A 13,187-nucleotide genomic window follows, 5' to 3' on the forward strand; every position below is an offset into this window, starting at 1 on the left:
AATGTAATCAAGGTCACATATAAATGCTAAATATTCATAACCTATCTGTAGCTTTTGGAGGAGAATATCTGTTCGAGGAAATATCCTTTCGTCTTAACGGGGGCGACAGGGTTGGACTTATCGGAAAGAATGGAGCGGGGAAATCCACAATGCTAAAACTATTGGCCAAGGAAATGCCTTTGGACGAGGGCACCATTGCTACCGAGAAGGACGTGAAGATAGGTTTTTTAAAGCAGGACATCGACTTTGAAGAAGGTAGGACGGTGTTGGAAGAGTCGCATCAAGCATTTGCGGAAATCAAGTCTTTGGAACTTAGGCTGGACGAGATCAATACAGCATTGGCAGAACGTACCGATTACGAAAGCGAAAGTTACCATCAACTTATGGTGGATCTTACCGATGTTACCCATCGATATGAAATTTTGGGAGGCTATAATTACCAGGGCGATACCGAAAAGGTGCTACTCGGCTTGGGATTTAAAAGGGAGGACTTTAATAAATTAACGGACACTTTTTCCGGTGGATGGCGCATGCGTATAGAATTGGCCAAACTTTTATTGCAGAGCAACGATGTGCTGCTGCTCGATGAGCCTACCAACCACTTGGATATCGAATCCATTATTTGGTTGGAACAGTTTCTACGCAATTTTGCCGGAGCCGTCGTAATTGTTTCGCACGATAAAATGTTCTTGGACAATGTCACTAACAGGACCATTGAGATCTCTCTTGGACGAATCTACGATTACAATAAACCATACACACAATTCTTGGTGCATCGGAAAGAAATAAAAGAACAGCAGCTGAGTGCCCAAAAAAACCAAGAAAAACAAATTCAGCAGACCGAACGCTTGATCGAGAAGTTCAGGGCAAAATCCAGTAAGGCCTCTATGGCGCAATCCCTGATCAAAAAGTTGGATAAAATGGATCGTATAGAGGTGGATGAAGAGGACAACAGCGTAATGAACCTTAGATTTCCGGTTTCCGTGAACCCTGGAAAAGTTGTAGCAGAATTGGACGGAATTGGCAAAAGTTATGGCCCCAAAAAAGTATTGGAGGGAATAGATTTATTGGTAGAGCGCGGAAGTAAAACGGCCTTCGTGGGTCAAAATGGTCAAGGCAAGACCACATTGGCCAAAATTATGGTTGGCGAACTGGATTATCAAGGTCATCTAAAAATGGGTCATAATGTGCAATTGGGCTATTTTGCACAGAATCAAGCCGAATATCTGGAGGGCAATAAAACCGTACTGGACACCATGATCGATGCGGCCAATGAGACCAACCGAAGCAAGGTCCGTGATATTTTGGGCTCTTTTTTGTTCAGGGGGGATGATGTGGAGAAGTATGTTAAAGTACTTTCAGGGGGAGAACGGAACCGTTTGGCCCTGGCAAAGATGTTGCTCCAGCCCTTTAATGTGTTGGTAATGGACGAACCTACCAACCACCTGGACATTAAATCCAAAAATGTTTTAAAACAGGCACTTCAGAATTTTGAGGGTACTTTGATCTTGGTTTCCCATGACCGTGACTTTCTTCAAGGGTTAACAGATAGGGTTTACGAGTTTAAAGAAGGCAACATAAAGGAGTATCTCGGAGATATTGATTTTTATTTGGAGCAACGAAAAATGGATGATTTCCGAAGCGTTGAAAAAGGTGAAAAGAAAAAAATCGAGAAACTTCAGGAAAAACCTAAGGAAAACGATTATCAAACTCAGAAAAAACAAAAATCCCTTAAAAATAAATTGAGCGGTGTCGAAAAGAAAATCTCCCAATTGGAAAAGGAGATTGCCCATATAGACCACGAGCTGCTCATGGATTATGATGCTACCATAGCAAAGCCCAATTTTTTTGATTCGTATGAGGGTAAAAAGAAAGACCTGGAATCTTTAATGGAGGATTGGGAAAACATTTCTCACGAGCTGGAATCACTGGATTAGGGAAGTAATCCTACATTTTCACATCGTTTTTTTACTGATACACAACAATAAAGCGTGTATTCGTCGATTATATTTGTAGGGTAATTCTTCTTTTTCTTACTTTGTAAGTAAATTCGCTACAAGAAAATAAGTATTCAATGATTCGATCAGCCATTTTTTTCTTTTGTTTAATGTTTTGCTCGGCCATTTCGCTGGCCAGCGGACAAGTTTCCAAGTCCGAAAAAGCCGCTTTGGTGGATCTATATAATAGCACCAATGGAAAGGAGTGGAATGCTCCATGGGATTTAGATGCGCCTGTCGACACTTGGAAAGGTGTGGAGGTAAAGGACGGGAAGGTTGTGGGCCTGACCCTTTTCATGAACAATTTAAAAGGGGTGTTACCAGAAAGCATTGGTAAATTAAAGCACCTGCACACCTTAAATCTGGCGTTTAACCAAATTACCGGTATACTTCCATCGGATATTGTTAAACTTGAAAAACTTAAGGTTTTTCGTTTGGAAATGAATCGAATCAAGGGTGAAATTCCCTCAGAAGTAGGAAAATTCAAGGAAATGGAAGTCTTTTCCATGTTCAACAATTTTTTGAGCGGACCAATTCCAGAAGGCTTTGGTGAACTTGAAAATTTGAAAGAGCTTAATCTATCCAGTAACAATTTAAAAGGAGCCATCCCAAGATCAATTGGTCAACTTTCCAAATTAGAGGCATTGGGACTTTTCGAAAACATGTTGGAAGGTCAAATACCGGCGGAAATCGGAAATTTGGGCAAACTGAAGGAATTGGTGTTGTCCAACAATAGATTGGGAGGAGAAATCCCAGCAGAGTTTGGACAATTGGCAAGTCTTGAGATATTGCAGCTACAGAACAATCAGTTCAAATCCTTTAATGTGCTCCGAGCAATGGATACAAAACAATTCCTGGTTTTTGACACGGATGATAAAACATTGAATCCCAAATTTAACGATCTACAATTTGAGCGTACTCGAATGGCAGATACCAAGTTTGAGGATGATGACGAAAATGAGTAGTTAAATTATTACTTTAGTTTGTTTGGTTAGGGGATGCCGTTTGGGGTCCCCTTTTTGCATTTGACCGGGTTTAAATTGTATTTTATGAAATATTTAACCAATGTAAAAGATGTAGGCGATAGATTTGCAAGGCTTAAACCAACTAACACATGCGAAAGCTCATCATATCAGCAGTTGCTGGAGGCATAATTATTTTTGCTTCACTATATTTTGCAGGCCTAATTGCGGGTGGAAAAGATAATAAAAGACCACCCTCCCAAAAAGTGGTCAAAACCGTATTTGTAGATACCATAAAAAACACCACGGTACCTATCCAAGTGCCTGCCAATGGTAATCTTAAGGCAAAAAAGCGAGTGGAACTCTATTCAGAGGTGCAAGGAGTATTTAGACCAGGGAGCAAATTGTTTCGAACAGGGCAACCTTACTCTGCCGGACAGACCTTGATCAGAATAGATGCGAACGAGTACTATGCCACGGTGCAATCTGCCAAAAGTAACCTGTACAACTTGCTCACCTCCATTATGCCGGACCTTAGATTGGATTATCCTGAGATTTATCCAAAATGGCAGCAGTACTTAAATAGTTTCGATTTGGATAAAACTACGCCCGAATTGCCCAGCTTGGATTCGGAAAAGGAAAAGTTCTTTATAACCGGAAGGGAGATCATTACTACATATTATAACGTTAAGAATCTGGAACAACGTTTGTCCAAGTATACCATTACGGCACCCTTTAATGGCATTTTGACCGAAGCCTTGGTTACCGAGGGTACCTTGATAAGGTCCGGGCAAAAGTTAGGGGAGTTTATCGATACAGGATTGTATGAGCTAGAAGTATCCGTGAGCAAAACCTATGGGGATTTCCTTAAAGTGGGGAAAAAGGTAAACCTGACCAATTTGGAAAAAACCAAATCTTTTGTTGGCGAAGTAACCCGGGTTAATGGTAGGGTAGACCAAAATTCACAAACCATAACAGTGTATATCGAGGTGCGCGGGGATAATTTAAAAGAAGGTCAATATCTCGAGGCCAATTTAGAGGCCAAAGAAGAAACCGATGCCATAGAGATCGATCGGTCATTACTATTGGAAAACAATCAAATTTTTGTGGTAAAAGACTCCATCCTTGACCTTATGGATGTAAGTCCCATTTTTTTTACAGATAAGACCGTTGTGCTAAAGAACGTTCCCGATGGAGAAGTTATCGTTTCCAGACCAATGACAGGGGCTTATGCAGGCATGTTGGTAAAAGTATTCGACGAAAATAAATCCTAAACCTCCGCGGCCATGAGAAAACTGATCTCGTATTTCATAAAATACCACATGGCAGTAAATGTCTTTATTTTGGCATTTTTTGTTTTTGGGGCAGTGGGGATACTTTCGCTAAAATCTTCCTTTTTTCCACTAAACGAAGCTCGTAATATTACCATTTCCATTGCCTACCCTGGAGCATCTCCCCAAGAGGTCGAAGAAGGTATCGTACTAAAGATCGAGGATAACCTAAAAGGACTCGAGGGAGTTGAGCGCGTTACTTCCACATCAAGGGAAAACAGTGGTACCATCAATGTGGAAATCGAGAAGGAAAGGAATGTCGATTTTATGCTGTTGGAAGTAAAAAATGCTGTGGACAGGGTTCCTACCTTTCCCACCGGAATGGAACCATTGATAGTTGCCAAGCAAGAACCCGTAAGGCCCACTATCAGTTTTGCAGTGAGTGGGAAGGATATACCCCTGGCCACACTAAAGCAAATTGGTCGCCAAATAGAGAACGATCTTAGGGCAATCGATGGCATTTCCCAAATTTCAATAGCAGGTTATCCGGATGAAGAAATAGAAATCGCCGTAGATGAGAATAGTCTATTGGCCTACAACCTTTCCTTTGCCGAAGTGGCACAAGCAGTGGCCAATGCCAATATTTTGGTAACCGGGGGTAATATAAAGACCGTGACCGAAGAATATCTGATAAGGGCAAACAACAGGTCCTACTATGGAGATGAGCTTTCCAATATAGTTGTAAGGGGAGATGCGGCCGGTCGTGCAATCCGCTTAAAAGATGTCGCTATTATTCGGGATAGATTTTCCGAGACACCCAATGCATCTTATTTTAATGGGGAACTGGCGGTTAACATTACGATTACAAGTACCAATACAGAAGATTTAATGGGCTCTGCCGAAAATGTAAGGCAGTATATCCAGGATTTCAACGAAAAATACACCAATATTGAGCTTAATGTAATCGATGATAGATCCACCACATTGACACAGCGTACCCAATTGTTAACGGAAAATGCTATTGTTGGGATGCTTTTGGTCTTGGTCTTTTTGTCACTTTTCTTGAACACCAGATTGGCATTTTGGGTTGCATTCGGGCTTCCCATTGCATTTCTAGGAATGTTTGTCTTTGCACCCATGTTCAATGTTACCATCAACGTGCTCTCTTTGTTCGGGATGATCATTGTTATCGGTATCTTGGTGGATGATGGTATTGTAATCGCGGAAAATATATATCAACATTACGAAGATGGCAAATCGCCGGTAAAAGCCGCACTGGATGGAACCATGGAGGTGATACCGCCAATTATCTCGGCAATAATTACCACAATTCTGGCCTTTTCCATTTTCCTTTTCTTGGATAGTCGGATTGGGGAATTCTTTAGTGAAGTTTCCGTGATCGTTATCCTAACATTGGTAGTTTCACTTGTGGAAGCATTGATTATTCTACCTGCCCACTTAGCACATTCCAAGGCTCTCCATCGTCATAAAAAAGAACCCAAGACCGCAATTTCAAGGGTTTTTGCCAGACTTAGGGTGATCAATAAAATAGGGGACAGACTTATGAACTACATGCGGGACAATTGGTATAGCCCCGTACTCCGTTTTATGATGGACTACAAGATTTTGACCTTTGCACTGTTCTTTATGGCCCTCGTTCTAACATTGGGGTCTATTAGTGGAGGAATAATTCGAACCGCATTCTTCCCTAGAATTGCCAGTGATCAAGTCTCCATACAGTTGACCATGCCCAATGGAACCAACGAAAAGGTTACCGATTCCATTATAAGCCTAATTCAGGACAAAGCGCATATTGTAAACCAGGAATTGACCGATACATATTTACAGGGCATGGATAAAATGCTGTTCGTGAATATGATCAAAAATTTAGGCCCCGGTTCCTCATCCGCTCGATTGGAAATTAACCTTTTGCCCGGAGAAGAACGGCCAGATGGGATACGGTCAGATATGGTTACCACAAGGCTTAGAGAGTTAGTCGGCCCAGTGATCGGTGTGGAAAGCCTTATTTATGGCTCGGGAGGCAATTTTGGTGGAAATCCAGTATCCGTTTCCCTATTAGGGAACAATATCGAAGAGTTAAAAGCAGCAAAGGAAGAGCTTAAACAAGCTATGGAGAGCAACGCGAACCTAAAAGATGTTACCGACAACGACCCAGCTGGAATCAAAGAAATAAGACTGCAATTAAAAGAAAATGCCTATTTGTTGGGACTTGATCTTCGTACGGTGATGAACCAAGTAAGGGGCGGTTTCTTTGGAGCACAGGCACAACGATTTCAACGTGGTCAAGACGAGATAAGGGTTTGGGTGCGTTATGACAGGGAAAATAGATCATCGATTTCCGATTTGGACGAAATGAGGATCTTGGCGCCCAGTGGAGATCGCATCCCGTTAAAAGAAATTGCCACTTATACCATTGAGCGAGGGGATGTAGCCATCAACCATCTTGAAGGACGCAGAGAGATACAAGTATCCTCGGATCTTACCGATCCCGAGACTACCAGTGGAACAGATGCCATGTTATGGGTTAGAAATGAAGTGCTGCCAGAGATATTATCAAAGTATCCATCCATAACACCATCCTACGAAGGACAGAATAGGGAAGCCAATAAATTGATCGGATCTTTGGGCTTTGTTGGCCCCATCGTTATATTTTTGATATTTATCGTGATAGCTTTTACCTTTCGAAGTATAAGTCAACCCTTACTGTTGATTTTTATGGTACCCTTTAGCCTAACCGCAGTTGCTTGGGGACATTGGATCCATGGATTTCCGATAAATGTACTATCCATGCTCGGAATTATTGCATTGATTGGGATTATGGTCAACGATGGATTGGTGCTAATAGGTAAGTTCAATATAAACTTACGTAGTGGGATGACGTTCGACGATGCCCTCTATGAAGCAGGACGTTCCCGATTTAGGGCCATATTTTTAACATCGGTTACCACAATTGCCGGGTTGGCACCCTTGCTGCTCGAAAAAAGCCGTCAGGCCCAATTCCTAAAACCCATGGCCATTTCCATTGCATACGGTATTGCCTTTGCAACGGTACTAACGCTGTTGATGCTTCCTTTGTTACTGTCCTTCGGAAACAATGTAAAAGTATTTGCCAAAAAACTTTGGACAGGAGAAAAGGTTACCAAGGAAGAAGTGGAAAGAGCCATTCGGGAGCAGCAAGAGGAGGAGGAAATGGAAGCGGATAGTCAACCTATTAATGGCGCCGATAACCGGCAAGTTTCCCATAACGGAGAAGAAACCCAAAAAGTTACAGAAGAGACCACCTAATGAAAAGTATTTTTTATACCCTGTTCTTAACATTGTTTTTATCTGGTCCATTGGCCATGGCCCAAGATCAACTCCTTACAAAAGAAGAGGCCATTGATCTGGTCTTGGAGAACAACCTGGACATTCAGGTTGCCCGCAACACAAAGCAAATAGACGATAACAATGCGGATATTCTAAACTCTGGCTATTTGCCCAGTGTTACCGGGAATGCCAGCGGAAGTATTGATAAACAAGATTCCGAAGGTGTTCTTGCCAATGGCGATACCAGAACCGCCGAAGGAGCAGAAACCAGAAGATATAGTGCCGCCGTAAATGTAAACTATACCCTATTCGATGGCTTGGGCCGTTATTATAATTATAAAAACTTTAAGGAGCGTTCCCAGCAATCGGAGCTTGAGGTGCGCCAAACCATAGAAACAACCATTTTACAGTTGTTCACGGTGTATTATGAAGCAGCTCGCCTTACGGAGAACACCAATACCTTGGAACAAGCTCTGGAAATTTCCAAGGATAGGCTTAAAAGAGCAGAGTATCAATTTGAATTTGGACAGAATACGGGTCTGGATGTGCTCAATGCAGAAGTCGATATCAATACGGACAGTATTAACCTCTTAAATTCCAGACAGCAGCTAAGAAATACCATGAGGGATTTAAACTTGATACTAAATCGTGAGCTTTCCTCAAATTTTTCTGCGGACACAACGGTGAATTTTGTACCCGAACTACAAATGGAAAGTATGTTCAACGAGGCCCAGCTAAACAACGTGAGGCTACAGATCGCGGAAAAAGATTTAAATATGGGACTCAATAATATTAGAGTGGCCAGAAGTGGTTATCTGCCAACGATTGGCCTTACCGGAACTTATGGCTGGAACGAGTCCAATAATAACAGTCCATTGGCTTTTGTGCTCCAAAATACTTCTACAGGAGTAACGGGAGCCATTAACCTTACCTGGAACCTGTTCGATGGTGGCAGCACCATTACAGGGATAAAAAACGCCAAAATCGCTTACAAGAACCAAGAAATTGCCAAGAAGCAGATTCAATTAGAGGTGGAAAGGGATATCCGTAATGCTTGGGATAGTTATACCAACGCCCTTTTTGTATTGCAGGTGCAAGAAAAGAGCCTACAGACCAATCAGAACAATTTTAAGCGAACGGATGAGCGCTACAAATTGGGCCAAGTTACTTCCATTGAGTTTAGACAAGCACAGCTAAATTTACTGAATGCGGAATTGGCCAAAAGCCAGGCAAAGTACAATGCCAAGTTGGCCGAGCTTCAAATGCTTCAAATTAGCGGACAATTGCTCAATGTAGATTTTTAATTTATGTACGAACACTTTTTCCAATGTCCGTACTGTTGGGAAACCATTTCTTTCTTGCTGGATAGTTCGGTAAGTGAACAAATGTACATAGAGGATTGTGAAGTATGTTGCAATCCCATAGAGGCAACAGCCAAATTCCAAAATCGGGAAATGGTATATTTTAATGCTCAAGAACTGGGGCAATAACTTGGTTTTAAGTCGATTTGGTATTTAATCCCTGATTGCTTCTTCTCTCTTTTTCTGAACCCTTTGTGTATAAATAATGGCAATACCGATAGCGGCACCCATAAAGGCCAACATACCGCCGACCAAACTGGAGTAGTTCACCTCCAGACCAAATACCATGGGCAAGCCACCAAAATAAGCCCCTGAAGCATTACCCATGTTAAAAGCACTTTGGTTCATGGACGAACCTAGGTTTTCTGCCCCCTTGGCAGCTTTTATTATGGCAATTTGGATTGGAGTGGCAATTGAAAAGGTGATTGCGCCCACAATAAAACTCAGGGTATAGATAGCGATGCTGCTTTCTGCCAAAATAGAATTCATGATCAAGGCCAGTGTCATGCAGAGCATACTTATGACCACGGATTTTACGGGATTTAAGATTTCTACCATTCTTGCACCTAGGAAATTTCCAAAGAACATTCCCACACCGGCAATGATCATTACATAGCCCACATTTGCTTCGGGCAGTTTTGTAATAGTAATTACCAAGGGTGCTATATAACTGTACCAAGCAAAGAAACCTCCAGTGCCCACGGTGGTCAACAGTATTAAAGCCCAAAGCTTTTTGTTTTTGAGTACAGGTGTTTCATTTTGATTTTCCTGAGGGCCAACCTCTTCTAAATTTTGTTTTGGCATCCAAAAATATAGACTCGCCAAGGTGGCGATCCCGGAAATCCCAACCAGTAAAAAAGAATAGCTCCAATGCCATTCCTGACCAATATATGTGCCCAATGGTACCCCTAAAATATTGGCTACCGTGAGTCCGGAAAACATTATGGCCATGGCCTGAGCCGCTTTGCCAGGTTTGGTCAAGTATCCCGATACAACGGCACCTATACCAAAAAAAGCACCGTGAGGCATACCAGAAAGGAATCTAAAAAGCATCATGGTCCAATAGTTTCCGGAAAATGCGGATAAAGTGTTAAAAACCGTAAACCACAACATTAAAAAGAGCAATGTTTTTTTGGGGTTAAGACCAGAAGTAAGCCTAGCCATAAAAGGAGCTCCGATCACCACTCCCAAAGCATAAATGGCAATAAAATGGCCAGCTTTTGGGATAGATATTTCTAGAGATCCAGCAATATTTGGCAGAATGCCCATAATAACAAATTCCGTAAGCCCAATGCCAAAACCACCAATGGCAAGAGATAAAAGTGCTTTCTTATTTGTTGGTTGTGAAGAGTTGTCCAAACTAATTTAATTAGTGGGCAAAGTTACGTGGTATTGTTTGAATTGAAAGCAAACATATTTACACAATTCTGTGTTGGATTGCCTTTATTGGGAATAAAAAACAGCCTTGAGGATTGGACTAATTCAAATACATTCAAAAAATGAAACAGATACTTTTGAAAAGATATTTTGGGTTCAAGGCTGTTCTGAAGATTACTTTTTACTTGCCCTAAACTACATTTACTTACAGTTTTTTGAGGTAATCCTCAACCACAAGTACCTATCCCGATTTAATAGAACTGTTTTTAAGTAAAACAAAAGTCCCGCTCCAAATTGGAGCGGGACTTTCTGGGTTGGATAGTATGTAAAGATCAATTGATGCATGGCAACGGATTGGGTCCAAAAGGCCCGAGCACATCACCACTTGGTGTTTCAATTGTGTAAACATGCTCTTCTTCAAAAGCACCACTTGTATAAGATATGACCAGCGAACTTGTTCCATCGGGCACTTCTACATTAAAGGTTGCGGCGTCGCCAGCGGTGAAGGTGTAATCCGTTGCTACGCCATCGATCTCGAATGTTACAAAAGCACCGTCCCAACCATCACCGAATAGATCTTGCATTTCGATTACCCAAGTTCCCGGCACTGTTGTCCCGGAAATAGGTGAACACTTTACCAGAACAATAAAATTAAAGGCCTGTAACTGCTCTGGCTGACCGGTAATCGTAGCACTATAATTGTCCACTGTGGTCACGGTGCCATCGGTGCCGGTGGACTTGCCCAAAAAGCGGATAAAATCACCTCCCGAAATATCATCTATCGTAATTCCAAGAGCACTTGCAATATCTGGGTATGGAATGGAAATGTCACTAGGAAACTCTGTAATGGTCATAAGCTGGACCGTGTCGGTGGAAACCCCACCAGATTCCAGGGTTACGCTTAGTTCCCAAGAGGCCACATTGTCGCTAGGGTCATCTACAGTGCCGGTTAACGAAGAGGAGGCAAGGTCGCCTTTGGCCACAATGGTTTCATCTAAAACTATCCGGACATAGGGCGAGGCCGAATCCTCTAGTTCAAAAACATTGAACGGGTTTTTATCGCTGTCTTCACAGGCGACAATCCCAATAGCTAAGAGTGCCAACCCGATTATATATTTAAAGTTACTTTTCATCTGTATTGTTTTTTTGTTATGAATCAATCAACGAAACCATCAGGGTTGGTATCCCAGAACACCGGTGTGCTCGGAGCGCTCTTTTGTGTAATATTGGTGTTACTGTCCGCTGCCGTCTGTGAATACCACATAGACCTTAGGAACGGTCCTGGGTCGGGAGTTGTGAAGGCCGGTGTAAGATTATCGGGCTGCCCTGTTCTTCTGTACGTGTTGTAGGCTTCAATGCCATTGCACCAAAGCGCAATAAAATATTGCTCTACAATTATGCGTAATTTGCCGGTATCATCGGCAGTATCATAACTGGTCAATATTTCCGCAACATGGTTGTCTATGGCCGTGGTCGTTGCCTCAAAACCTGTTCCGGTTGCCAAGGAGGCTCCAAAATTTGCCACGGTTCCAATAGATTGTCTTATGCCCGATTCCAGATAATCCCTAGCATTTCCAGTTGTATTTAAGGTCAATGCGGCTTCTGCCAACATAAAATAGGTGTAAGAGGACATCAGTATGGGGGAAATACCAGCGCCCACCAGTCCTTCGTTAATGGCGGCTGATCCCGATACATTTCTAAATGTATTGTCGTCAAAAGGGCCGCCCACAGGGTATGTGCCGTGCAATGTTCTAAAGGCATCATCTGGTGGAATACCGTCATCGTCCAAGTGGTTTCTGCCCCAATATCCGCTGAGCCCATTGGTGGACGGTACCAAACAATAGGGTTCCGATGGGTCCCACCAGGAAGGCAAGGATATTTCGGTAACGCACTCCTTGGTGACTACATCAGCTCCGGAATAGTCTTCCTGTTGACGGTAAAAATAATACCGGATTCTAGGGTCTGGTTCACTATACTGGTTGGCCATTAGATTCATATAATAGTTGGATGTATAAAAATCCGAACTAGGTCCGGCGCCGTCGTAATTGGCATCGAAATATGGATGTCTACTATCAGGTGAAGCATTGTTTGTGCCCCATTGAAAATAGAAATCATCGGAAGCATCTAAAATCAATTGGTTGCTATTGATCAATTCGTTGATGCGCGAGGTAGAAACCGAGGCGCCAAAACCTTCTGCGTTTGCCAAACGTGTCTGTAGATACAACTTTAGGCGCATTGTGTTGGCCACCTTTCTCCACTGCCCTTCGTTTCCGTTATAGAAAAGATCGTTCAACGGCAACGAAGTTTCGTCCTTGCCGAGGTTTGCAATGGCCTCAACCAAGAGCTGATCTGCTGCCTGATAAATGGATGCGCCGGAATCCACGGTTGGATTAAGGATGCCTTCGCCGCCCGAAACTGCTTCGGAATAGGGAACATCTCCAAAGAAATCAACCATCGACATCATTATATAGGCTTCCAAAATTTGTCCTATGGCAATGTGTGTAAATTGCCCGGCTTCTTCGGCCAAGGGATTCATGGTGCGTATGTCTATCAATGCCCGGGCATATACATTGTCCCAAACCCGGTCAAAATCCGATGGGTCGTAATTCTCGCGGTATGTGGGTCCAAAACCATGTTGCATACGGACCGGTTCCATGCCAAACTGACTTAGTCCGTTCTCTGCACGTCCTTCTTCGCCAGAATGGATTTGTGCGGTCATTAGTTGTATTTGATTCAAAAAGAAATCAACACTCGCCTGCGAGGGGTTCAATGCATTTGGGCTCTCCACAACATCTAAAGATGTGGTCTCGCAGCCCAACATGATAGTCAGTGCAGCGATTAAGAGACTTAGTATATTTGATATTTTTTTCATAATATATTTTTTGATTCTAG

General features: G+C 42.5%; 9 protein-coding genes. 6 read left to right on the forward strand and 3 right to left on the reverse strand.

Features of this window, described 5'->3' with window-relative positions:
* The first annotated feature begins 23 nt into the window (after positions 1-23).
* The 6 genes from AB9K32_RS16235 (at position 24) to AB9K32_RS16260 (ending at position 9,047) form a co-directional block, all read left to right on the forward strand.
* Positions 24-1,937 (forward strand): ABC-F family ATP-binding cassette domain-containing protein, encoded by a 1,914-nt coding sequence (locus AB9K32_RS16235; RefSeq protein WP_369885804.1) that lies wholly within the window; start codon positions 24-26, stop codon positions 1,935-1,937.
* Between the two features lie 137 nt (positions 1,938-2,074).
* A complete protein-coding gene (locus tag AB9K32_RS16240; protein ID WP_224836391.1) occupies positions 2,075-2,962 on the forward strand; it encodes a leucine-rich repeat domain-containing protein in 888 nt (295 codons plus the stop codon).
* Between the two features lie 149 nt (positions 2,963-3,111).
* A complete protein-coding gene (locus AB9K32_RS16245) occupies positions 3,112-4,233 on the forward strand; it encodes an efflux RND transporter periplasmic adaptor subunit (protein ID WP_369885806.1) in 1,122 nt (373 codons plus the stop codon).
* 12 nt (positions 4,234-4,245) lie between these two features.
* Positions 4,246-7,536: an efflux RND transporter permease subunit gene (locus AB9K32_RS16250; RefSeq protein WP_369885808.1), complete on the forward strand. Its 3,291-nt coding sequence runs from the start codon at positions 4,246-4,248 to the stop codon at positions 7,534-7,536.
* Positions 7,536-8,861 (forward strand): TolC family protein, encoded by a 1,326-nt coding sequence (locus AB9K32_RS16255; protein WP_369885810.1) that lies wholly within the window; start codon positions 7,536-7,538, stop codon positions 8,859-8,861. The genes AB9K32_RS16250 and AB9K32_RS16255 overlap by 1 nt, the downstream gene beginning before the upstream one ends.
* A 3-nt stretch (positions 8,862-8,864) precedes the next feature.
* Positions 8,865-9,047 carry a CPXCG motif-containing cysteine-rich protein gene (locus AB9K32_RS16260; protein ID WP_224836395.1) on the forward strand — a complete coding sequence of 61 codons (183 nt, stop codon included), beginning with the start codon at positions 8,865-8,867 and terminating at the stop codon, positions 9,045-9,047.
* A gap of 24 nt (positions 9,048-9,071) precedes the next feature.
* On the opposite strand, the gene AB9K32_RS16265 is transcribed toward AB9K32_RS16260, so the two are convergent.
* The 3 genes from AB9K32_RS16265 to AB9K32_RS16275 all read right to left on the reverse strand — a co-directional run bounded on the left by AB9K32_RS16265 (position 9,072) and on the right by AB9K32_RS16275 (position 13,167).
* The gene (locus AB9K32_RS16265; protein ID WP_224836396.1) at positions 9,072-10,277 is read right to left on the reverse strand and encodes an MFS transporter; all 1,206 of its coding nucleotides are present in this window, start codon (positions 10,275-10,277) and stop codon (positions 9,072-9,074) included.
* A 350-nt stretch (positions 10,278-10,627) separates the two neighbouring features.
* A complete protein-coding gene (locus AB9K32_RS16270; protein ID WP_252080646.1) occupies positions 10,628-11,428 on the reverse strand; it encodes a hypothetical protein in 801 nt (266 codons plus the stop codon).
* Positions 11,429-11,451: 23 nt separating this feature from the next.
* Positions 11,452-13,167, reverse strand: coding sequence for a SusD/RagB family nutrient-binding outer membrane lipoprotein (locus AB9K32_RS16275; RefSeq protein ID WP_369885813.1), 1,716 nt, complete (start codon positions 13,165-13,167; stop codon positions 11,452-11,454).
* Between the last annotated feature and the right edge of the window lie 20 nt (positions 13,168-13,187).

Source organism: Allomuricauda sp. XS_ASV26 (genome assembly GCF_041224615.1).
In the GTDB taxonomy this organism is placed as follows: Bacteria; Bacteroidota; Bacteroidia; order Flavobacteriales; family Flavobacteriaceae; genus Flagellimonas; species Flagellimonas alginolytica.